This is a genomic window from Microbacterium sp., from assembly GCF_039812165.1.
GTDB lineage: Bacteria > Actinomycetota > Actinomycetes > Actinomycetales > Microbacteriaceae > Microbacterium.
In genome coordinates this window covers 13,425-34,704 of sequence record NZ_JBDIAB010000009.1, presented here as the reverse complement: position 1 = coordinate 34,704, position 21,280 = coordinate 13,425, and the positions used below count along the sequence as shown (strand labels likewise).

At 72.6% G+C, this 21,280-nt stretch carries 23 protein-coding genes; 7 read left to right on the top strand and 16 right to left on the bottom strand.

Annotated features, from left to right (window positions below):
* Nucleotides 1–115: 115 nt before the first annotated feature.
* The 5 genes from WML84_RS02030 to infC form a co-directional block, all read right to left on the bottom strand.
* Entirely contained in the window at nt 116–910 is a 795-nt protein-coding gene (locus tag WML84_RS02030) for an amino acid ABC transporter ATP-binding protein (RefSeq protein ID WP_347344493.1), read from the bottom strand.
* An 86-nt stretch (nt 911–996) separates the two neighbouring features.
* A complete protein-coding gene (locus tag WML84_RS02025) occupies nt 997–1,797 on the bottom strand; it encodes an RNA methyltransferase (protein WP_347344492.1) in 801 nt (266 codons plus the stop codon).
* Between the two features lie 105 nt (nt 1,798–1,902).
* On the bottom strand, nt 1,903–2,283 hold the full coding sequence (gene rplT / locus WML84_RS02020) for a 50S ribosomal protein L20 (RefSeq protein WP_347344491.1): 381 nt from the start codon (nt 2,281–2,283) through the stop codon (nt 1,903–1,905).
* Between the two features lie 33 nt (nt 2,284–2,316).
* Complete coding sequence (gene rpmI, locus WML84_RS02015) at nt 2,317–2,511, bottom strand: 50S ribosomal protein L35 (RefSeq protein WP_159844935.1); 195 nt, start codon at nt 2,509–2,511, stop codon at nt 2,317–2,319.
* A gap of 48 nt (nt 2,512–2,559) precedes the next feature.
* Nucleotides 2,560–3,156, bottom strand: coding sequence for a translation initiation factor IF-3 (infC, locus tag WML84_RS02010; RefSeq protein WP_347344495.1), 597 nt, complete (start codon nt 3,154–3,156; stop codon nt 2,560–2,562).
* 286 nt (nt 3,157–3,442) lie between these two features.
* On the opposite strand from infC, the gene WML84_RS02005 reads away from it, so the two are divergent.
* Nucleotides 3,443–3,835: a DUF1844 domain-containing protein gene (locus tag WML84_RS02005; protein ID WP_347344494.1), complete on the top strand. Its 393-nt coding sequence runs from the start codon at nt 3,443–3,445 to the stop codon at nt 3,833–3,835.
* A 90-nt stretch (nt 3,836–3,925) separates the two neighbouring features.
* Here WML84_RS02005 and WML84_RS02000 read toward each other — a convergent pair whose 3' ends face one another.
* Together WML84_RS02000 and priA are read right to left on the bottom strand one after the other, a co-directional pair.
* The gene (locus WML84_RS02000; protein ID WP_347344490.1) at nt 3,926–4,699 is read right to left on the bottom strand and encodes an SseB family protein; all 774 of its coding nucleotides are present in this window, start codon (nt 4,697–4,699) and stop codon (nt 3,926–3,928) included.
* Entirely contained in the window at nt 4,683–5,429 is a 747-nt protein-coding gene (gene priA / locus WML84_RS01995; protein ID WP_347344489.1) for a bifunctional 1-(5-phosphoribosyl)-5-((5-phosphoribosylamino)methylideneamino)imidazole-4-carboxamide isomerase/phosphoribosylanthranilate isomerase PriA, read from the bottom strand. Before priA ends, WML84_RS02000 begins: the two co-directional genes overlap by 17 nt.
* Nucleotides 5,430–5,677: 248 nt before the next feature.
* Here priA and WML84_RS01990 point away from each other — a divergent pair, with 248 nt between their 5' ends.
* The 3 genes from WML84_RS01990 (at nt 5,678) to WML84_RS01980 (ending at nt 8,190) form a co-directional block, all read left to right on the top strand.
* On the top strand, nt 5,678–6,628 hold the full coding sequence (locus WML84_RS01990; protein ID WP_347344488.1) for a glutamate ABC transporter substrate-binding protein: 951 nt from the start codon (nt 5,678–5,680) through the stop codon (nt 6,626–6,628).
* 69 nt (nt 6,629–6,697) lie between these two features.
* The gene (locus tag WML84_RS01985) at nt 6,698–7,345 is read left to right on the top strand and encodes an amino acid ABC transporter permease (protein WP_347344487.1); all 648 of its coding nucleotides are present in this window, start codon (nt 6,698–6,700) and stop codon (nt 7,343–7,345) included.
* The gene (locus WML84_RS01980) at nt 7,342–8,190 is read left to right on the top strand and encodes an amino acid ABC transporter permease (protein WP_347344486.1); all 849 of its coding nucleotides are present in this window, start codon (nt 7,342–7,344) and stop codon (nt 8,188–8,190) included. Before WML84_RS01985 ends, WML84_RS01980 begins: the two co-directional genes overlap by 4 nt.
* Nucleotides 8,191–8,195: 5 nt before the next feature.
* Here WML84_RS01980 and hisH read toward each other — a convergent pair whose 3' ends face one another.
* From hisH to WML84_RS01960, 4 genes are all read right to left on the bottom strand, one after another.
* Nucleotides 8,196–8,831, bottom strand: a complete 636-nt coding sequence (gene hisH / locus WML84_RS01975) for an imidazole glycerol phosphate synthase subunit HisH (RefSeq protein ID WP_347344485.1) — start codon at nt 8,829–8,831, stop codon at nt 8,196–8,198.
* The gene (gene hisB, locus WML84_RS01970; protein WP_347344484.1) at nt 8,828–9,439 is read right to left on the bottom strand and encodes an imidazoleglycerol-phosphate dehydratase HisB; all 612 of its coding nucleotides are present in this window, start codon (nt 9,437–9,439) and stop codon (nt 8,828–8,830) included. Before hisB ends, hisH begins: the two co-directional genes overlap by 4 nt.
* Nucleotides 9,436–10,530 (bottom strand): histidinol-phosphate transaminase, encoded by a 1,095-nt coding sequence (locus tag WML84_RS01965; RefSeq protein ID WP_347344483.1) that lies wholly within the window; start codon nt 10,528–10,530, stop codon nt 9,436–9,438. The genes hisB and WML84_RS01965 overlap by 4 nt, the downstream gene beginning before the upstream one ends.
* Before the next feature lie 87 nt (nt 10,531–10,617).
* Entirely contained in the window at nt 10,618–11,055 is a 438-nt protein-coding gene (locus WML84_RS01960) for a LysM peptidoglycan-binding domain-containing protein (protein WP_347344482.1), read from the bottom strand.
* Between the two features lie 266 nt (nt 11,056–11,321).
* Here WML84_RS01960 and lexA point away from each other — a divergent pair, with 266 nt between their 5' ends.
* Complete coding sequence (gene lexA / locus WML84_RS01955) at nt 11,322–11,987, top strand: transcriptional repressor LexA (protein WP_347344481.1); 666 nt, start codon at nt 11,322–11,324, stop codon at nt 11,985–11,987.
* Nucleotides 11,988–12,197: 210 nt separating this feature from the next.
* On the opposite strand, the gene metE is transcribed toward lexA, so the two are convergent.
* Both metE and WML84_RS01945 read right to left on the bottom strand, forming a co-directional pair.
* Nucleotides 12,198–14,528, bottom strand: a complete 2,331-nt coding sequence (gene metE, locus WML84_RS01950) for a 5-methyltetrahydropteroyltriglutamate--homocysteine S-methyltransferase (protein WP_347344480.1) — start codon at nt 14,526–14,528, stop codon at nt 12,198–12,200.
* Nucleotides 14,525–15,484 (bottom strand): methylenetetrahydrofolate reductase, encoded by a 960-nt coding sequence (locus WML84_RS01945; RefSeq protein ID WP_347344479.1) that lies wholly within the window; start codon nt 15,482–15,484, stop codon nt 14,525–14,527. Before WML84_RS01945 ends, metE begins: the two co-directional genes overlap by 4 nt.
* 221 nt (nt 15,485–15,705) lie before the next feature.
* Between WML84_RS01945 and WML84_RS01940 the strand changes: the two genes are divergently transcribed.
* The gene (locus WML84_RS01940; protein WP_347344478.1) at nt 15,706–17,601 is read left to right on the top strand and encodes a prolyl oligopeptidase family serine peptidase; all 1,896 of its coding nucleotides are present in this window, start codon (nt 15,706–15,708) and stop codon (nt 17,599–17,601) included.
* A gap of 15 nt (nt 17,602–17,616) precedes the next feature.
* Here WML84_RS01940 and hflX read toward each other — a convergent pair whose 3' ends face one another.
* Nucleotides 17,617–19,152, bottom strand: a complete 1,536-nt coding sequence (hflX, locus tag WML84_RS01935) for a GTPase HflX (RefSeq protein ID WP_347344477.1) — start codon at nt 19,150–19,152, stop codon at nt 17,617–17,619.
* An 84-nt stretch (nt 19,153–19,236) separates the two neighbouring features.
* Between hflX and WML84_RS01930 the strand changes: the two genes are divergently transcribed.
* Complete coding sequence (locus tag WML84_RS01930; RefSeq protein ID WP_347344476.1) at nt 19,237–19,881, top strand: methyltransferase; 645 nt, start codon at nt 19,237–19,239, stop codon at nt 19,879–19,881.
* 53 nt (nt 19,882–19,934) lie between these two features.
* On the opposite strand, the gene dapF is transcribed toward WML84_RS01930, so the two are convergent.
* Together dapF and WML84_RS01920 are read right to left on the bottom strand one after the other, a co-directional pair.
* Nucleotides 19,935–20,804 carry a diaminopimelate epimerase gene (dapF, locus tag WML84_RS01925; RefSeq protein ID WP_347344475.1) on the bottom strand — a complete coding sequence of 290 codons (870 nt, stop codon included), beginning with the start codon at nt 20,802–20,804 and terminating at the stop codon, nt 19,935–19,937.
* Between the two features lie 30 nt (nt 20,805–20,834).
* Nucleotides 20,835–21,254, bottom strand: a complete 420-nt coding sequence (locus WML84_RS01920; protein WP_347344474.1) for a GNAT family acetyltransferase — start codon at nt 21,252–21,254, stop codon at nt 20,835–20,837.
* Nucleotides 21,255–21,280: the final 26 nt, after the last annotated feature.

Below are 21,280 nucleotides of genomic sequence, written 5' to 3'. Positions count from 1 at the left end.
GCGCCGCTGTTGCAGCCCGTGAGTGCGACGGCTGCGGCGGCGGCGATGCCGAGAGCGGCGATGAGTCTGGTCTTGCGCATGTGTGTCTCCTTCGTTTCGTGCGTGGGATCAGCGTTCAGTGGGTGATGAGCTTGGAGAGGAAGTCCTTCGCGCGGTTGCTCTTCGGGTTCGTGAAGAACTCGTCGGGCGTGGCCTCCTCGACGATCTCGCCGTCGGCCATGAACACGACCCGGTCGGCGGCCTTGCGTGCGAAGCCCATCTCGTGGGTGACGACGATCATCGTCATGCCCTCCTGGGCGAGTCCGACCATGACGTCGAGGACCTCGTTGATCATCTCCGGGTCGAGGGCGCTCGTCGGCTCGTCGAAGAGCATGACCTTGGGGTTCATCGCGAGCGCGCGGGCGATCGCGACGCGCTGCTGCTGACCGCCGGAGAGCTGGGCCGGCAGCTTCGCCGCCTGCTGCCCCACGCCGACGCGGTCGAGCAGCGTCTTCGCCTGCTTGTCGGCATCCGCCTTGCTCATCTTGCGGACCTTGAGCGGACCGAGCGTGACGTTCTCGAGGATCGTCAGGTGCGAGAAGAGGTTGAACGACTGGAACACCATGCCCACGTCGGCGCGCAGCGCCGCGAGCGCCTTGCCCTCCTCGGGCAGCTTCTTGCCGTCGATCGTGATCGTGCCGCTCGTGATCGTCTCGAGCCGGTTGATCGTGCGGCACAGCGTCGACTTGCCCGACCCGGACGGGCCGATCACCACGACGACCTCGCCGCGGTTGACCGTCAGGTCGATGTCTTTGAGCGCATGGAAGTCTCCGTAGTGCTTCTGCACGTCGGTGATCACGACGAGCGGATCACCGCGGCGCACCGAGATGTTGGACGTCTCCGGCCTCGGGCCGTTGTCGGCGGTCGTCATGGCGTCAGCCTAGGCACATCTGGCCGGATCCGTCCGTGGACGCGACTGACCTTTACCGATCTGTAACAGGCCGTGAACCGAGACGGCTACGACTCGGCGCGCTGCGCGAACGCGGTCTCGTACAGGCACACGCTCGCCGCGGTCGCGAGGTTGAGCGACTCCGCGGCGCCGTAGATCGGCAGGCGCAGCGCGAGGTCGGCCTGCTCGAGCGCCGTCTCGTCGAGCCCGCGCGCCTCGTTGCCGAACAGCCACGCGGTGGGCTCGCGAAGGCGCTGCCGATGGGCCAGGAAGTCCTCTCCGCCCACGTCGGCGGCCACGACGCGCAGGCCGGCCGCATGGGCGCGCTCGACCGCGGTGTCGAGGTCGGCGCCCACCGCCACCGGCACGTGGAACAGCGACCCGGTGCTCGCGCGCACGACCTTCGGGTTGTAGGGATCGACCGTGCGGCCGGTGAGGATCACGGCATCCGCCCCCGCCGCGTCGGCGGCGCGGATGATCGTGCCCAGGTTGCCGGGATCGCGCACCTCCTCGCAGATCGCGACGAGTCGGGGCTCCGCGGCGAAGACGTCGCGCAACGACGTCGGCGACTGCCGGGCGACCGCGACGATGCCCTGCGGGGTGACCGTGTCGGCCATCGCGGCCAGCACCGCCTCGGTCGTGAAGACGACGTCGACGCCCGCCTCGGCCGCCGCGTCGCGCACGTCGGGATGGCGCTCGAGCGCCGTGGGCGTGGCGAACAGTTCGACGACCGTGTCGGGCCGATGCCCGAGGATCTCGCGGGCGGCCTGCGGGCCCTCGAGCAGGAACAGACCCGTCTCCTGCCGCGCACTGCGCTTGGCCAGCTTGGCGACGCCGCGCACACGAGGAGAGCGCGGGTTCTCGAGCACGCTCTCATCTTAGGGTTGCGCCGACACGCGCCACCACGCGGGTCGGTCCCGCGCACGCGAAAGGGCGCCCTCCGTGGAGGACGCCCTTTCGGCGGGATGCCGTGATTACGCCTTGGGCGCGTTCACGTCGGCCGGCAGCGCCTGCTTGGCGGTCTCGACGAGCGACGCGAACACCGCGGGCTCGTTGACGGCCAGCTCGGCGAGCATGCGACGGTCCACCTGCACGCCCGCGAGGCCGAGGCCCTGGATGAAGCGGTTGTAGGTGAGGCCGTTCTGGCGGCTCGCGGCGTTGATGCGCTGGATCCACAGGCGACGGAAGTCGCCCTTGCGCTTGCGACGGTCGCGGTACGCGTAGACGAGCGAGTGGGTGACCTGCTCCTTCGCCTTGCGGTACAGACGCGAACGCTGCCCGCGGTAGCCGGACGCGCGCTCGAGGATGACGCGACGCTTCTTGTGGGCGTTGACGGCCCGCTTGACTCTAGCCATTTCGTTTCGTTCCTATTCCTGCGTCGGCGCGCGTCAGCGGCCGAGGAGCTTCTTGGCGACCTTGGCGTCGCCCGGGGCCAGGACCTGCTCCTGCGAGAGGCGGCGGGTACGGCGGGTGGGCTTGCCCTCGAAGTTGTGGCGAAGGTTCGCCTGCTGCTTCATGAGCTTGCCGCTCCCGGTGACCTTGAAGCGCTTCTTGGCGCCCGAGTGGGTCTTCTGCTTCGGCATTTCTCTTCCTTCGTTGTGTGTCCCGCAGGGCGGGAGCCTGTGGGGCGCCTACTCGGCGGCGCCGGCCGCACGCGCCTCGCGGGCGGCCTGCTTGTTCGCGGCGCGGACGGCGTTCTGCTCGGCCTTGGCCTCGGACTTGTTCTTGTGCGGGGCGACCACCATGACCATGTTGCGGCCGTCGATCGTGGGGTTCGACTCCACGGTGCCGAACTCGGCCACGTCCTCCGCGAACTTGCGCAGGAGCCGCACGCCCTGCTCGGGGCGCGACTGCTCGCGGCCGCGGAACAGGATCATCGCCTTGACCTTGTCGCCCGCCTTGAGGAAGCCCTCGGCGCGCTTGAGCTTGGTGATGTAGTCGTGCGCCTCGATCTTCAGGCGGAAGCGCACCTCCTTGAGGACCGTGTTCGCCTGGTTGCGACGGGCCTCCTTGGCCTTCTGGGCGGCCTCGTACTTGTACTTGCCGTAGTCCATGATCTTGACCACGGGAGGCTTCGAGTTGGGCGCCACCTCGACCAGGTCGAGGTCTGCGTCCTGCGCGAGACGCAGGGCGACTTCGATGCGGACGACGCCCACCTGCTCTCCGTTGGGGCCGACGAGTCGGACCTCGGGGACGCGGATGCGCTCGTTGGTGCGGGGATCGCTGATGTGCGGAGCTCCTGTTCGTGCGGGTGGTGGCCACCGCGACGCAGGTCGCGTCGCGGGCGGAAGATCGTCACGCCCACCGCGCACGCTCGGAGCGCGCGTCTGCACCGCACCCGGGATCGGGGCGCCTCCGAGGAGGCCTCTCCCGCACGGCTGCGCCGTTCGGGAGGGAGTGCGTGGACCCGGTAGCCTTGAGCGGCAAGCGCGGGTGGGATCGTGATCCTCTTTCGACCGAAGCAGAATGCTCCGGAGCCCGCCAAAGTCTAGCAGAAGGCAGCACGTGGACACGATTCCGGCCGATCGAGACGACGACGCGGATGCCGCGCGCCGAGCCCGCTGGGAGGAGCAGGAGCGCGCGGCGAGCGCCGCGACCCGCGACATCGCCGACGTCCCGGCCGTGGAGGTCATCACGACGACCGCGGTGCACCTGCTGAGCGCCGCCGCCGTCAAGCTCGGCCTCGCCGACGACCCGGAGGCGCAGACCGACCTCGACGAGGCGCGCAAGCTCATCAACGCCCTCGCCGGGCTCGTCACCGCCGGGGCGCCCGAGATCAGCGACATGCACGCGCGGTCGCTGCGCGACGGGCTGCGGTCGGTCCAGCTGGCGTTCCGCGAGGCATCCCTCATCCCCGACCCGATCGGCCAGGGCCCCGGCGAGAAGTGGACCGGACCGGTCACCTGATCCCGTTCGCCGGAGATCGGCGCTCGCTCGGAGCGATGGACGGCGTCCGCTCCGACGGACGGCCGATCTCCGACGATCCGCCGCGCCGCGTCAGGCGCGCCGCAGCTGCACGGTGAGCGAGTCGACGAGCACCGCGACGCGGTCGTCGGCCGCCCAGCGGCTCGCGAGCCGCTGCAGCACCGCGTCGAGCTCGGTGCGGTCGAGGCCCTCCATGAGGTGCAGCCGCACGATCAGCTCGGGCCCGCGCAGCCGCGCACCGGGGTCGCCCGGCGCGACCGAGAGGTCGAGCACGGCGAGCTCGCCGCCGATGCTCTCCTGGAGGCCGGTGAACACCTCCGGCGAGGTGTCGGCCGGCTCCCACGGGTGCTCCTGCCCGATCGCCCACACGGCGGGGCGGCGCAGCACGAACTCCGTCGCCGATCCCGGATCGATCACGATGAGATCCGTGTCATCGGATGCCGCGGCGAGCGCCGTGCGGATCCCGTCGGCCGGCACGGGGCGGGCCTTCGGGTCCCACGCGGCCATCGTGACGACGGACGTGAAGACCGGGAGCACGCGGCGGCCGTCGGGACCGGCGACCGTGACGATCGACAGCTCCTGGGTCTTGTCGACCCGGAGCCCCGTGGGCCCGACGCCCTCGTCGCCCTTCTCGGCGACGAGCGGGATCAGCAGGCGCGCCGTGCGGTACGCGTCGACGACGGCGACGGCATCCCCCTCCCCCGCGCGGAACGCGGTGAGGGCGGCCAGCAGCGCCGGATCGGCGGAGCCGTCGTCGCCCGAGTGCGGGTTCTGCTCGAACCGGCGCCCCTCCCACGGGACGCCCGCCGAGTCGGCGTGACAGGAGTCGTCAGCTGCCGGCGACATCCAGCGCCTCGGCCAGCGTGAAGGCCCCGGCGTACAGCGCCTTGCCGACGATGGCTCCCTCGACGCCGAGCGGCACGAGCTCGCGCAGCGCCGCGATGTCGTCGAGGCTCGCGATGCCGCCCGAGGCGATGACCGGCTTCGGCGTGCGGCTCACCACCTCGCGGAGCAGGTCGAGGTTGGGGCCCTTCAGCATGCCGTCCTTGGTCACGTCGGTGACGACGTAGCGGCTGCAGCCGGCGTCCTCGAGGCGGTCGAGCACCTGCCACAGGTCGCCGCCCTCGCGGGTCCAGCCGCGCGCGGCGAGCGTCGTGCCGCGCACGTCGAGCCCCACCGCGATGGCCTCGCCATAGCGGCCGATGACGTCGGCGGCCCACTCCGGGTTCTCGAGCGCCGCCGTGCCGAGGTTGATGCGCGCCGCGCCGCTGTCGAGCACGGCCTCGAGGGTGGCGTCGTCGCGGATGCCGCCGGACAGCTCCACCTGCACACCGCGCAGGCTCTTGATGACCTTGCGCAGGATGGGGGCGTTGCTGCCGCGCCCGAAGGCGGCGTCGAGGTCGACGAGATGGACCCACTTCGCCCCCTGGTGCGCCCACGCGAGGGCCGCGTCGACGGGGTCGCCGTAGCTCGTCTCGGTGCCGGCGGCGCCCTGGGTGAGACGGACGGCCTTGCCGTCGGCGACGTCGACCGCGGGCAGCAGGGTCAGAGCGGGAGTGGACGCGAAGTCGTTCATGTCTTCCTTTGCCAGGCACCGGTGCGGTGCGATCCCGCATCCGAACGCGGGCACGAGAACCGAGATTAGCCCGCTCGCGACCGGGGTTCAAACGGGCGCCCGGGCGCGCGCCGCTTTGATCACCGCAAGGTAACGACTTGTCACAGATCGGCGCTGCAGTGGTGCCCGGGCCCCCGTGGTCGCTTCACTGGGGAGGAGAACACCTACGCGCGGCCCGTCCACCGGGCCGCGCCCGACGGAGGACACACATGCGCACGACAACTCGAACGACGCGGCTGGCGGGGCTCGCCGCGGTCGCCATCGCCGCCCTGGCCCTCACCGCCTGCTCCCCCGAGGCGCCCAGCGGCGACGGCTCGGACTCGTCCGCGGCGCCCGAGGCCGGCGTCACCTACGAAGACATCGTGAACGGCGGCCCGGTGGCCGACGACGCCGACGTGGAGGCGAACGCCTGGGCGAGCGCCGTGCGCGAAGCCGGCGTCCTGAAGGTCGGCGGCACCGAGACCTCGGAGCTCTTCTCGCTGCTCGACCCGACGACGAACACCGCGAAGGGCTTCGACGCGGGCATCTCGCAGCTGCTCAGCCGCTACATCCTCGGCGATGTGAAGACCGAGCTGCAGCAGGTGACGGTCGACACGCGCGAGTCGCTCCTCGAGTCGAACACGGTCGACACCGTGATCGCCACCTACTCGATCACCCCCGCGCGCGCCGAGCGGATCGCCTTCGCCGGCCCGTACTACACGTCGCAGGCGGCGATCCTCGTGAAGAAGGACAACACCGACATCACGTCGCTCGCCGACCTCGCCGGCAAGACGGTGGCCACGCAGGCCAACTCGACCGGCGTCGCGCTCCTGGAGGCGGAGGCTCCCGAGGCCGAGATCCTCGCCCTCCCCGACCACGCGCAGGCGCTCGCGGCCGTCCAGCAGGGCAACGCCGACGCCTACGTGATCGACCAGACCCTGCTCCTGAACGCCGTCATCGCAGGCGACGACGTCAAGATCGTGGGCGAGCCGTTCGGGCCGGAGGACCGCTACGGCATCGGCGTCAACAAGACGTCCGATGCCGTGGACTTCATCAACGACTTCCTCACGAAGATCGAGGAGGACGGCACCTGGGCCAAGCTCTGGACCGTGACGATCGGCGACCGCGCCGGCCTCACCGACGTGCCGCAGCCCCCGACGCCCGGCGACACCGGGCTCTGAGGATCGACCAGCCGTCGCGGGGGCGGGCCACCGCCCCCGCGACGTGCGATCATCGCTGACGGAGGCCTCATGGACGTCCTGCTGACGACGTACCTCCCCGACCTGCTGTCGGGGCTGTGGGTGACGACGCAGATCACCGCGATCGCGTTCACCGGCTCGCTCGTGTTCGGCGCGATCCTCGCGATCTGCCGGATCAGCCCCATCGCGCCGCTGCGCATCGCCGCGGGGATCTTCGTGGAGATCTTCCGCAACGTGCCGCTCGTCGCCCTCGTGGTCCTCGTCGTCTACGGCCTCCCCGAGATCGGCGTCAACCCCGGCTTCCTCCCCGGCGTGATCCTCGCCACGACCGCGGTGGGCACCGCGTTCGCGTGCGAGACCCTGCGCACCGGCGTCAACGCGGTCGGCGTCGGGCAGATCGAGGGCGCCCGCTCGATCGGGCTGACCTTCTCGGGCATCATGCGCCACATCGTGATCCCGCAGGCCGCGCGCACGGTGATCGGGCCCATGGTGACCCTGTTCATCGGCATCCTGCTGAGCTCGTCGCTCGCCGCGGTCGTCGGCATCCGCGACCTCACCTACACGGCGTCGCTCATCAACTCCAAAGAGGCGCTGGGACTGGTCACCTTCGGCCTCGTCGCGGTGGTCTACGCGACCATCTCGCTGGGCGCGGCCGGCATCGGATCGGCCCTCGAGAAGCGGATGCGGGTGCTGCGATGACCGGTCACGCGATGTTCGACACCGCCGGCCCCAAGGCCCGCCGGCGCATCATCGTCATCACCTGGCTGAGCGTCGCGCTGCTGCTGGTGCTCGTGGGCCTCGCCTACTACCGCTTCTACGCGTCGGGCGCGCTCGCGCCGTCGAAGTGGCTCACGTTCGTCCAGCCGGCGACGCTCCGCTACCTCGGTACGGCGCTCGTGAACACCATGCTCGCCGCCCTCACCGCGGGAGCGATGGCGCTCCCCCTGGGGCTGCTCCTCGCGGTCGGACGCCTGTCGCGCGTCACGCCGCTGCGCTGGCTGTGCACGGGGTTCATCGAGCTGTTCCGCGCGGTGCCGGTGCTGCTCATCATCTACGTGTTCATGTTCGCGCTGCCGGCCTACGGCATCAACGCGAGCACGTTCTTCAAGCTCGTGCTGCCGATCACGCTGTGCGCCGCCGCGACGATCGCCGAGGTGTTCCGGGCGGGCGTCCTCGCGCTGCCGCGCGGGCAGACCGAGGCGGGCCTGGCCGTCGGCCTCACCGACCGGCAGACCTTCCGCCTGATCGTGCTGCCGCAGGCCCTGCGCATCGTCATCCCCGCGCTCGTCGCGCAGGCGGTGATCGTCGTCAAGGACACCGCGTTCGGCTACGTCGTCTCGTACCCCGAGCTGCTGCAGAGCGGGCGGGTGCTGATCGCCAACACGGGCGACCTCGTGCAGACCTACCTCGTGGTCACGGCGGTCTACATCGTCGTGAACATGCTCATCTCGGCGGCGGCGCGCGCGCTCGACCGGCGCCTCGCGCGCACGCGCAGCGGGCGCGGCATCCTGCTCGGCTCGCGCCGCGTGGGCGGCATCGCCTGAGCGGACTAGAGGGTGCCGATCCAGTTCTTCAACAGCCGGATGCCGGCGTCGCCCGACTTCTCGGGATGGAACTGCGTCGCCGACAGCGGGCCGTTCTCGACGGCGGCGAGGAACGGGGCGCCGTAGTCGCACCACGTCAGCACGGGCGGCGCGAACGGCCGGGTGACCTCGAGCGTCCACTGCTGCGCGCCGAACGAGTGCACGAAGTAGAAGCGCTCGTCCTCGATCCCCTGGAAGAGGCGCGAGCCCTCGCCGGCGCGCACGGTGTCCCAGCCGATGTGCGGCAGCACCGGCGCGTCGAGCTCGGTCACGACCCCGGGCCACTGACCCATGCCCTCGACATCGGTGCCGCGCTCGATGCCCCGGCCGAACAGCACCTGCATGCCGACGCAGATCCCGAGCACGGGCAGCCCTCCGGCGAGGCGCCGCTCGATGGCCTCGTCGCCGCGCTGCGCGCGGAGCGCCTCCATGACGGCGCGGAACGCTCCGACGCCCGGCACGACGAGCCCCGCGGCATCCTGGATCAGCCCGCGGTCGGCGGTCAGCCGCGCGTCGGCACCCGCAGCCGCGAGCGCCTTGACGGCCGAGTGGACGTTGCCGGAGCCGTAGTCGAGGACGGCGACGAGGGGCGCGTCCGTCACAGGGCGCCCTTCGTGCTGGGGATGCCGTCGACGTGCGGGTCGCGCGCCTTCGCCTGCCGGAACGCACGCGCGAACGCCTTGTACTCCGCCTCGGCGATGTGGTGCGGGTCGCGGCCGTTGAGGAGCATGACGTGCACCGTGAGGCCGCCGTTGAACGCGATCGCCTCGAACGTGTGGCGCACGAGCGAGCCGGTGAAGTGCCCGCCGATGAGGTGGTGCTCGAAGCCGGCCGGCTCGCCGGTGTGCACGAGGTACGGGCGCCCGCTGATGTCGACGACGGCCTGCGCGAGCGCCTCGTCGAGCGGCACGAGCGCGTCGCCGTAGCGCGAGATGCCGGCCTTGTCGCCGAGCGCCTGGCGGATCGCCTGCCCGAGCACGATCGCGACGTCCTCGACGGTGTGGTGGGCGTCGATCTCGGTGTCGCCGGAGGCGCGCACGGTGAGGTCGGTGAGCGAGTGCTTGGCGAACGCCGTGAGCATGTGGTCGTAGAACGGCACGGTGGTGTCGATGTGGCTCTGACCGCTGCCGTCGAGGTCGAGGGTCAGCTCGACCGTGGACTCGCTCGTCGCGCGGCGCAGCGAAGCGGTGCGGGAACCGGGGGTGCTCATGCCGCCGATTCTATCGAGGCGAGGGCGTCGAGGAACGCGGTGGTCTCGTCCTCGGTGCCCGCGGTGACCCGCAGGCTGTGCGCAATGCCGACGTCGCGGATCAGCACGCCGCGGTCGTACAGCGCCTGCCAGGTGGCGGCGGGATCGTCGACGCCCGAGAACAGCACGAAGTTCGTCCAGCTCTCGTAGGGCTGGTAGCCGAGCGCCTCGAGGGTCGCCGACATGCGGTCGCGCTGCGCGACGATCTCGTCGACCATGCCCAGCATCGTCGGGGTGTGCCGCAGCGCCGCGGTGGCCGCCGCCTGCGTGAGCGCGCTCAGGTGATACGGCAGGCGCACGAGGCGGAGCGCGTCGATGACGACGGGGGCCGCGGCCAGGTAGCCGACACGGGCGCCTGCGAAGGCGAAGGCCTTGCTCATGGTGCGCGACACGACGAGACGCTCGCGGCCGGGCAGGAGCGTGAGCGCCGAGCGCTCCTCGCGGGGCGCGAACTCCTGGTACGCCTCGTCGACGATCACGATGCCGTCGGTGACGTCGTAGACCGCCTCGATCACGTCGAGTCCGAGCGGCGTGCCGGTGGGGTTGTTGGGCGCGCACAGGAACACGACGTCGGGCGAGACGTCGGCGACCTGGGCCGCGGCGTCGGACGCCGTCAGCGTGTAGTCGGCGCCCCGCTCGCCGGCGACGTAGCGGGCGCCGGTGCCGCGCGTCAGGAGCGGGTACATCGAGTAGGTGGGCGAGAAGCCGAACGCGGTCCGCCCGGGGCCGGCGAAGGCCTGCAGCAGGTGCTGCAGCACCTCGTTCGAGCCGTTGCCGGCCCAGATCTCGTCTCGCGTGAGGCCGTGCCCGAGATAGTCGGCGAATCCTTCGCGCAGCGCCGTGAACTCGCGATCGGGGTAGCGGTTGATCTCGCGCAGCGCGCGCGCGATGCTGTCGAGGATGTCGTCCGCGACGTCTTCGGGAACGGGGTGCGTGTTCTCGTTGACGTTCAGCGCCACGGGCAGCGCCGCCTGGGGTGCCCCGTAGGGCGTGAGACCTCGGAGGTCGTCGCGGAGGGGCAGGTCGTCGAGGGTCGTACTCACCCCTCCCATGCTAGCCGCGCGCCCGATGCGCCCCGCCGACGCGGTCACGGTCCGGTCGCGATCGCGCTTCCCCGCCGCGATCGCTCCCGGCCGCGCTCAGTCCCCGGATGCGGCGCCCGCGGGCGTCGCGAACTCGCGCGGGATCGCGAGCGACTGCCCCACGTCGAGCGCCGACGACGTGAGGCCGTTCAGCCGCATGATCCCGTCGACGACGTCGCGCGGGTCGGCCTCGGGGGCGATCGTCTCGGCGATCGTCCACAGCGAGTCGCCGGGCTGCACCGACACGGTGGCGAACTCGACCGCGGGCGCGGCGGGCGCGTCGGATGCCAGCGCTCCTCCGCCGGAGACGATCGCGAGGCTCAGCCCGACGACGGCGGGCACCGACGCCACCGCGGCGAGCGCGCGCCGGCCGCGGACGGTGAGACGCAGTCGCGTCGTGCGGGCACGAGCGCTCGCGGGGGCGCGGGTGGTCGCGGGGGCGTGCACGCGGACGCGGGCCGGACGGTAGACGCCGGCGACATCGATCGTGGTCATGGCTCCTCCTGGGACCTCGGACGGTGGGAGCTTCGCATCCGCCCTCCGGCCGGGAAGGCCGGATGCGAAGCTCTCTTCCGAAGCTATCTTCGATATGATGGACTGTCAAGGGGTCGTCGAGTCGGAGATGGATCGAAGGCGACACGCGCCCGCTTCACCGCCGCGGCATCCGAAGCCGGATACCGTTTCGATGAGGACACCTCATCACCGACCTCCGACATTCGAAGAGTTGACGCCTTCCGCCCGGAAGAGAAGGAGAACCAGCCATGAGCGAGAAGCCCCGCACGCGGCGGCGCAAGAGCCTGAGCGACAAGCAGCTGGCGATCCTCGAGGTCATCCAGCGCTCGATCGCGCGGCACGGCTATCCGCCGAGCATGCGCGAGATCGGCGACGCGGTGGGCCTGAAGTCGCTCTCCAGCGTGACGCACCAGCTGAACCAGCTCGAGCTGAGCGGGTACCTCCGCCGCGACGCCGGCAAGACGCGCGCGATGGAGGTGCTGATCGACCTGCCCGGCACCGCCGCCGAGAACCCCGACGACGCGCAGCCCGCCGTCGGCGACGCGGCGCTCGTGCCGCTGGTCGGCCGCATCGCCGCCGGCGTGCCGATCACCGCCGATCAGCAGGTCGAGGAGGTCTTCCCGCTCCCCCGTCAGCTCGTGGGCAAGGGCGAGCTGTTCATGCTCAAGGTGAGCGGTCAGTCGATGATCGACGCCGCCATCTGCGACGGCGACTGGGTCGTCGTGCGCGTGCAGTCCACGGCCGACAACGGCGACATCGTCGCGGCGATGCTCGACGGCGAGGCGACCGTCAAGACCTTCCGTCAGCGCGACGGCCACACGTGGCTGCTCCCCCGCAACAGCGCGTTCGAGCCGATCCTGGGCGACGACGCCATCGTGCTCGGCAAGGTCGTCGCCGTCTTGCGCGCCGTCTGACCCGGTCCGGCCTGCCGATGCGCACATCTTCGGAGATCTGCGCATCGTCGGGGCACGCGCGCGGCATCCGTCCGATGCTGCGCAGATCTCCGACGACGCGCCGCGACTCCGCACGCGTCAGTCGGCACCGCGCGCCGTGCCCGCGCCGAAGCCGTCGAGCCGCCCGCCCGCGCACGACGCACGGGGGGCGGCTCGACGGATGCCGGAGCCCTAGGCGGAGACCTTCTCGCGGATCGCCCTGGTCGCCTCGATGATGTTGCGCAGCGACGCGACGGTCTCGTCGTAGCCGCGCGTCTTCAGCCCGCAGTCGGGGTTGACCCACACCTGGCGCAGCGGCAGCTCGATCGCGGCGCGGTCGAGGAGCTCGACGACCTCGTCGACCGACGGCACGCGCGGCGAGTGGATGTCGTAGACCCCGGGGCCGATGCCGTGCGAGAAGCCCGACGTCGCGATGTCGCCGATGACCTCACCACGACTGCGAGCCGCCTCGATCGAGGTGACGTCGGCGTCGAGCGCGGCGATCGCGTCGATCACGACGTCGAACTCCGAGTAGCACAGGTGGGTGTGCACCTGGGTCTGGTCGGCGGCGCCGGCCGTCGACAGGCGGAAGGACCCGACCGACCAGTCGAGGTAGGCCGGCTGGTCGGCCTGCTTGAGCGGCAGCAGCTCGCGCAGGGCCGGCTCGTCCACCTGGATGACGCCGATGCCGGCGGCCTCGAGGTCGGCGATCTCGTCGCGCAGGGCCAGTGCGACCTGGTTCGCGGTCTCGCCCAGCGGCTGGTCGTCGCGCACGAACGACCACGCGAGGATCGTCACGGGACCGGTGAGCATGCCCTTGACCGGCTTGTCGGTGAGCGACTGCGCGTACGCCGACCACGCGACCGTGATCGGCGCGGGCCGCGACACGTCGCCCCACAGGATCGACGGGCGCGTCGCGCGCGAACCGTAGGACTGCACCCAGCCGTTGGCGGTCACCGCGAACCCGTCGAGGTTCTCGGCGAAGTACTGCACCATGTCGTTGCGCTCGGGTTCGCCGTGCACGAGGACGTCGAGGCCCAGGTCCTCCTGCAGGTCGACCACGCGGTGGATCTCGTCGCGCAGGAACCCCTCGTACTCGTCCGTCGTGATCTCGCCCTTGCCGTGGCGGGCGCGCGCGCGGCGGATGTCGCCGGTCTGGGGGAACGAGCCGATCGTGGTGGTGGGGAGCACCGGCAGGTCGAGCGCGGCGTCCTGCGCCGCGAGCCGCGCCTCGTAGTCGCCGCGGTCGAAGTCGGCGCCCGTCAGAGCCGCGGTCCGCGCGCGCACGGCGCCGTCGCGCACGCCGGCGGCGCTCCGCCGGTCGGCCAGGGCTGCGGATGCCGCGGCCACCTCGTCGGCGATCGCGCCGGCGCCGTCGGCGAGGCCGCGCGCGAGGGTGACGACCTGCTGCGTCTTCTGGTCGGCGAACGCGAGCCACGACGACAGGCGGGGGTCGAGGTCGGGCTCGTCGGCGAGGTCGTGCGGCACGTGCTGCAGCGACGTCGAGGTGCCGGCGGCGACCGCCGCGGCGCCGAGGCCCTGCAGCGCCTCGAGCTTCGCCCACGCGGCGGCCAGGTCACCGCGCCAGATGTTGCGGCCGTCGACGACGCCGCCGACCAGAGTCTTGGACTCGAGGCCCGTCGTCACGGCAGGCACCGCGCCACGTGTCAGGTCGATGCCGACGGCCTCGACGCCGGAGGCGGCGAGCACGCGCCAGGCGTCGGCGGACAGCTGCGCGTAGCCGGCGGCGACGAGTATCGCGGGGCGATCGGTCGCCGCCGACAGCACCGCGTAGGCGCGCTCCGCCGCGGCGGCCAGCTCCGCGTCGTCGTGACCGAGCGACTGGCTGACGAGCGCCGGCTCGTCGAGCTGCACCCACTCGGCGCCGGCGGCGCGTAGGGCCGCGAGCAGCTCGACGTACGCCGGCAGGACGTCGTCGAGACGGCTGAGCGGCGAGAAGCGCTCGGGTGCGGCGTCCGCGGCCTTCGACAGCGCCAGGAGCGTCACCGGGCCGACCACGACGGGGCGGGTCGTGAAGCCCTGCGCCTTCGCCTCGGCGACCTGCGCCGCGAACCGGTCGCTCGACAGCGAGAACACCGTCTCGGGACCGATCTCGGGCACGAGGTAGTGGTAGTTGGTGTCGAACCACTTGGTCATCTCGAGCGGCGCGTTCTCACCCGCGCCGCGTGCCGCCGTAAAATATGCCGACAGGGGAATGGAGCCGTCCTCGGCGCGGAGGCCGGCGAAGCGCTCCGGCAGCGCGCCCACGGCGACGGCGGTGTCGAGCACCTGGTCGTAGTACGAGAACGACTCGGGGATCGACGAGTCGTCACGGCCGAGGCCCAGCTCGGCGAGACGCTCACGGGTCGCCGAGCGCAGCTGCGCCGCGGCCGCTTCGAGGGCGGCCTCGTCGATCCGGCCGGCCCAGTGCGCCTCGACCGCGCGCTTCAGCTCGCGACGGCGCCCGATGCGCGGGTAGCCGAGGATGGTGCCGCCGGGAAAGGCGGGGGTCGGGTCGGTCATCGTGCGTTCTCCTTCTGAGGGGTGAGGATGCCGGCCTCGCGGAGCACCGCGAGGACCGTGTCGTGGTTGTTGAAGGCGTAGAGATGGATGCCGGGGGCACCGCCGGCGAGCACCTCGGTGGCCAGTCGTGCGGCCTGGGCGATGCCCACCTCGCGCTGCCCCTCGGCCGTGGGCTCGATCTCGAGGGCGATGGCGAGCTCGGCCGGCAGCGTCTCGCCGGTGAGCTCCAGCACGCGCGTGAGGCGGGCGCGCGAGGTGATCGGCATGATGCCCGGGAGGATCGGCATCGTCACGCCGGCCGCGCGGGCCCGCTCCACGAACGACAGGTAGACGTCGGCGTGGAAGAACAGCTGCGTGATCGCGAGCGTCGCCCCGGCCGCCTCCTTCGCGAGCAGCGCGTCGAGGTGCTCCGACGAGTGCCGCGAGCGGGGATGCCCGTTGGGGAACGCGGCCACCGACACCTGCACACGGCGACGCGGCTCGACCCGCGCAGCGCCGGGGAGGCCGGGGATGCTCACCTCGGTGTAGGGCGCCCGCTCGGCCTGCACGCGCTCGATCAGCTGCACCAGCTGCGCCGCGCTCTCGAGGTCGCCGAGGAACGGCTCGCCCTCGTCGGCCCCGGCCGGCGGGTCGCCGCGCAGGGCGAGGAAGCGCGTGATGCCGGCATCCAGGAACTCGCGGATGAGCGCCGCCGCACCCGCGTAGGTGTTGCCGACGCACGTGAGGTGCGCGAGCGGCTCGACCGACGTGGTCGCACGGATGTGGCGGAGCACCTCGAGCGACCGTCCGCCGGTGGAGCCGCCGGCGCCGTAGGTCACCGAGATGAACCGCGGGCCCGCGGCGGCGAGGCACCGGATGGTCTCGTGCAGCTGCGCCTCCCGGTCGCGCGAGCGCGGCGGGTACAGCTCGAACGAGAACGGCACGGCGGCCTCTCGGGACGGGCTCTCCAGCGGCATGGCGCACTCTCGGGTTCGGGTGCACGAGGCGAGACCGGCACGGCCGCGTCCCCGCGCACGACGGCACAGGTTCTCGCGGGCGGGTGCCGGGCTCGGCTGTCGCTCCTGCCCGGCGGGAGCCGGGCGCGCCCGGTGCGACCGGGCGACGATGCGACCACATTACGTCGAGGCTCGGGGCCGGGCGACCGTGTGACGGGATGTTTCACGCGTAGCGTGGGGTGATGACCTCGACCCTCCCGTACGGCTCCTGGCCCTCCCCGCTCACCGCCGCGTGGGCGTGCGCCGCCTCCCCGCGCTTCGAGGGCGCCCGGTTCGTCGGCGACGACGTGTGGTGGGGCGAGGGCGTGCCCGAAGAGGCCGGCCGCACCGCGGTGCGGCGGCGCACCGCATCCGGATCGGTCGTCGACGTGCTCCCCGCCCCGTGGAACGCGCGCTCGCGCGTGCACGAGTACGGCGGCGGCGCGTGGACCGCGAGCGACGACGGCCGCCTCTTCTTCGTCGAGAAGGCCGACCAGCGGGTGTGGACGCTCACCGAGGGGTCGGAGCCGGTCGCGCTCACCCCGGCCGACCCGGCGGCCCGCTTCGGCGGGCTCACGTGGCAGGAGGGCACGCTGCTGGCGATCCGCGAGGTGCACGGCGACCGACGCGTGCCGCGCCGCGCGATCGTCTCGATCGCGCCGGACGCCTCGGGGGTGACGGCCCTCGTCGAGGGCAGCGACTTCCTCGCGCAGCCGGCGTTGTCGCCCGGCGGCGGACGCCTCGCGTGGGTGGCCTGGAACCACCCCGACATGCCGTGGGACCGCACCGAGATCCGCGTCGGCGACCTCGCCGGCGGCGCGGTCTCGTCGTGGTGGTCGGCGACGTCGGGCGAGACGTCGGCGCTGCAGCCGGTGTGGCGCGGCGACGGCGAGCTCGTGTTCGCCGACGAGCCCACCGGGCGCTGGAACCTGTGGTCCGTGCGGCCGGGGGCGGATGCCGCCCCGCTCGCCCCCGCCGACGCCGACACCGGCGGCCCGCTCTGGGTGCTCGGCGCACGGTGGTTCGCCCCGCTCGAGGACGGCCGCATCGTCGCGGTCCGCACGAACGGCAGCGACGAGCTCGTCGTCGTGGAGCCCGGCGGCACGGCATCCGTCATGCCCCTCCCCGCCACTGCGCGCGTGCTGATCGAGGACGTCGCGGGGGCCCGCGTGCTGGTGTCGGGCATGGGCGCGGGCGGCAGCGGCGTGTGGCTCGTGGACGTCGACGCCGCCACCGCGGAGCTCGTGTGCGGCGGCGGGTCGTCGCTCGGCGACGAGTGGATGCCGCGGGGCCGCGCCGTCACGTTCGCCGGCCCCCACGGCGACGTGCACGCGTTCGACTACCCGCCGACGAGCCCGGACGCGGTCGCGCCCGCGGGCGAGCTGCCGCCATACGTCGTGTTCGTGCACGGCGGCCCCACCTCGAACGTCGGCGGCGTCGCCGACAGCCGCATCGCGTTCCTCACGAGCCGCGGCATCGGGGTGCTCGACGTCAACTACGGCGGGTCGACCGGGTACGGGCGTGCCTATCGCGAGCGGCTGCGCAGCCAGTGGGGCGTCGTCGACGTCCACGACGTCGCGGCCGCGGCGTCCGGGCTCGCCGCCGCCGGACGGGCGGATGCCGCGCGCCTGGCGATCGCTGGCGGCTCGGCGGGCGGGTGGACCGTGCTCGCGGCCCTCGTCGGCGCCGACGTGTTCGGCGCCGGCATCTCGCGCTACGGAGTGGGCGACGCGCGCGCCCTCGCCGCCGACACGCACGACTTCGAGTCCCGCTACCTCGACGGCCTCATCGGTCCGCTCCCCGAGGCCGAGGACGTCTACCTCGAGCGGTCGCCGCTGTCGCGCGCCGACCGGTTCCGCGTGCCGGTGCTGCTCCTGCAGGGCGACGAGGACGAGGTCGTGCCGCCCGCGCAGGCCGAGGCGATCCGCGACGCGCTCGTGACCGGCGGCATCCCGCACGCGTACGTCCTGTACGAGGGCGAGGCCCACGGCTTCCGCAAGGCCGAGACCGTGGTCGACGCGCTGGAGAAGGAGCTCGCGTTCCTGGGCCAGGTGTTCGGGTTCGACACCCCCGGCATCCCGCCCCTCGCCCTCTCGTGAGGCCCGCCGCGGCGACTACCGGACGAAGGGGGCGAGGTCGGCGGCGAGCTTCTCGGACACGTGCGCGTGCACGGCCGTGCCGCCCTCCTCGTGACGCGTCGACACGATGAGGCCGCTCTCGTGCACCGCCGAGACGAGGTCTCCGCGGTGGTACGGCACGAGCGCGCGCACCTCGACGGCCGGGAGCGGCAGCGCCGCCTCGATCGCCGCGCGCAGCTCGGGAACACCCTCGCCGGAGCGCGACGACACGAAGTGCGCGTCGGGCTCGAGGCCGCGGAGCACGAGGCGCGTGTCGTCGTCCACGAGGTCGGCCTTGTTGAACACCACGATCTCGCGCGTCGACCGCGCGCCCACGTCGCCGAGCACGTCGCGGACGGTCTGCAGCTGCGCCGCCGGGTCGGGGTGCGCGGCGTCCACGACGTGGAGGATCACGTCGGCGTCGGCGACCTCCTCCAGCGTGGAGCGGAACGCCTCGACGAGCTGGTGCGGCAGGTTGCGGACGAACCCGACCGTGTCGGTGAGCGTGTACACGCGTCCGTCGGCCGCCTCGGCGCGCCGCACCGTGGCGTCCAGGGTCGCGAACAGCGCGTTCTCGACCAGCACGCCGGCGCTCGTGAGCCGGTTCAGGAGGCTCGACTTGCCCGCGTTCGTGTAGCCCGCGATCGCGACCGACGGGATCGTGTTGCGCTTGCGCTCGGCCCGCTTCGCCTCGCGCGCCGGCGCGAACTCGCGGATCTGACGGCGCAGCTGCGCCATGCGCGTGCGGATGCGGCGGCGGTCGAGCTCGATCTTCGTCTCGCCCGGTCCGCGCGAGCCCATGCCCGCACCGCCCGCGCCGACCTGGCCACCGGCCTGGCGGCTCATCGACTCGCCCCACCCGCGCAGGCGCGGGAGCAGGTACTCGAGCTGGGCGAGCTCGACCTGGGCCTTGCCCTCGCGGCTCTTGGCGTGCTGGCTGAAGATGTCGAGGATCACCGTCGTCCGGTCGATGACCTTGACCTTGACGACGTCCTCCAGCGCGCGGCGCTGGCTGGCGGCGAGCTCGGTGTCGGCGATCACGGTGTCGGCGCCGAGCGCCGCGACGAGGTCGTGCAGCTCGGCGGCCTTGCCCCGGCCGATGTAGGTGGCGGGGTCGGGATGCGGTCGCCGCTGCAGCACGCCGTCGAGGACGACGGCGCCCGCGGTCTCGGAGAGGGCGGCGAGCTCGCGCAGCGAGTTCTCGGCATCCTCCTGCGACCCCTGCGGATACACCCCTACGAGGACGACGTTCTCCAGCCGCAGCTGTCGGTACTCGACCTCGGTGACGTCCTCGAGCTCGGTCGACAGGCCGGGCACGCGCCGGAGCGCGGCGCGCTCCTCGCGGTCCCACTGCTCGCCGTCGTCGCGGTACGACACGGTGGACTCGTCCTGCAGCGCCTGCGCCGCGCTCAGTGGGCGCACCTCGTCGCCGAAGGTCGTGACGTGCACACCCGTGTGCGCCTCGGCGCGCGCGAGCACCCGGTCCACCGGGTCGACCGGTGTCTCTTCGGTGCTGTCGATGGTGTCCGTCATGGTGTCCTCTCTGCGTGCCGTTGCCGGCTGAGCCCGCCAGTCTAGCCGCCCCGGCAGGGGGCGGGCTCCGCTACGCTCGCTCTCATGGGGAGTGAGCACTATTTCAGCGCGTCTCCGTCCAGTGCCGAGAACCTCCGCCGCATCCGTGTGACCCTCGCCGGCCGTGACGTGGAGGTCACGACCGCGGGCGGGATCTTCAGTCCCGACCACATCGACTCGGGCACCGGCGTGCTGCTGGCCAACGCTCCCGCGCCCCCGCCCGGCGGAGACCTGCTCGACCTCGGCTGCGGCTGGGGCCCGATCGCCCTGTCGCTCGCGCTGGACTCGCCGCGGGCGACGGTGTGGGCGGTCGACGTGAACGAGCGCGCGCTCGACCTGGTGCGCCGGAACGCGGACGAGCTGGGCCTGCAGAACGTCAACGCCGTGCTGCCGGACGATGTTCCCGACGGGCTGGAGTTCCGCGGCATCCGGTCGAATCCGCCGATCCGCGTCGGCAAGCACGAGCTGCACGGGCTGCTGGAGCGGTGGATCCCGCGGCTCGGCGAGCGCTCCGACGCATGGCTCGTCGTGCAGCGCAACCTCGGCTCCGACTCGCTGCAGCGCTGGCTCGCGACGACGTTCCACGACGGCTACACGGTCACGCGGGCCGCCACGGGCCGCGGGTTCCGCGTGCTGAAGGTGCACCGGCGCGGGGCGCCGCGCACCGCCCCGGTCGACCTCGTCGGCTGAGCCGGTCCGCGCCGCGCCGGTCGGCACCCGTCGCACGCCCGCGCGACCTCGCGTCAGGCGAGTGCGACCTCGCCGGAGAACACCAGGGTCGCGGGTCCCGAGAGCAGCACGTGCGGGCCGTCGACGTCCGGCACGACGCGCACGCCGAGCGTGCCGCCGGGGACGTCCACCGTCCAGCGGTCGGGTGCGGCGCGCCCGGCCCAGTGACGCACGGCGAGCGCGGCCGCGGCCACGCCGGTGCCGCAGCTGAGCGTCTCGCCGACGCCGCGCTCGAAGACGCGCATGCGGATGCCGCCCACGCCCGCGGTCACGAGCGGATCGGCCGGGACCACGAACTCGACGTTCGCGCCGGCCGCCGGCGCGGGGTCGAGCACCGGCTGCACGGTCAGGTCGAGGGCGTCGAGCCGCTCGTCGCTCGGCAGCGCGACGACCACGTGCGGGTTGCCCACGTCGACGCCCAGGCCCGGGAGGGCCACGCCGAGCCCGCGCGCCCGGACGAGCGTCTCGGTCTCGTCGATCCGGAACCGGCCGAGGTCGACCTCGAGCCCGAGCTCGCTGCGCGTGACCGCGAGCGTGCCGTTGCGCGTGCCGATCGGCAGCCGCTCCCCCTCGGCGAGGCTCGCGAGACCGGCGTCGATGAGATAGCGCACGAACACCCGGATGCCGTTGCCGCACATCTCGGCCTTCGACCCGTCGGCGTTGCGGTAGTCCATGAACCACTCCGCATCGGGGGTCGCGACGCCCTCCGGGAGCGCCGCCGAGCGCACGACGCGCAGGATGCCGTCGCCGCCGATGCCGAACCGCCGGTCGCACAGGGCCGCGACCTGGTCGTTCGTGAGATCGAGCGCGCCGTCGGGATCGGGGACGATGACGAAGTCGTTGCCGGTTCCGTGGCCTTTGGTGAAGGGGAGGGTCTGCGGCATCCGCCCAGTCTATGGGGCCGTCGCCGACGCTCAGCCGTCGGCGATGAGGCGCCGGCCGGCCATCCACACGTCGACGGGCTCGTAGCCGAGCGCGTCGTAGAAGCCGCGGGCGGCCTCGTTGTCGCGGCGCACCATCAGCTGCACCTTGGGGCACCCGAGCGCGACGAGCCGCTCCTCGGCCTCGGCCACGAGCGCGCGGCCGATCCCTCGACGGGGCTCGCGGGCGGCGAGGTAGTACAGCCAGCCGCGGTGGCCGTCGTAGCCGGCCATGACCGAGCCCACCAGCCGGTCGCCGTCCAGGGCGACGAGGAACAGCTCCGGCTGCACCGACAGCTTGCGCTCGATGTCGCGGCGCGGGTCGTTCCAGGGCCGGGTCAGCCCGGCCTCTTCCCACAGCGCGACGACCGACTCCGTGTCGGCGCGCTCGAAGGGTCGGATGCGGAGGCTCATCCCATCGAGTGTGCCAGCCGCAGCCT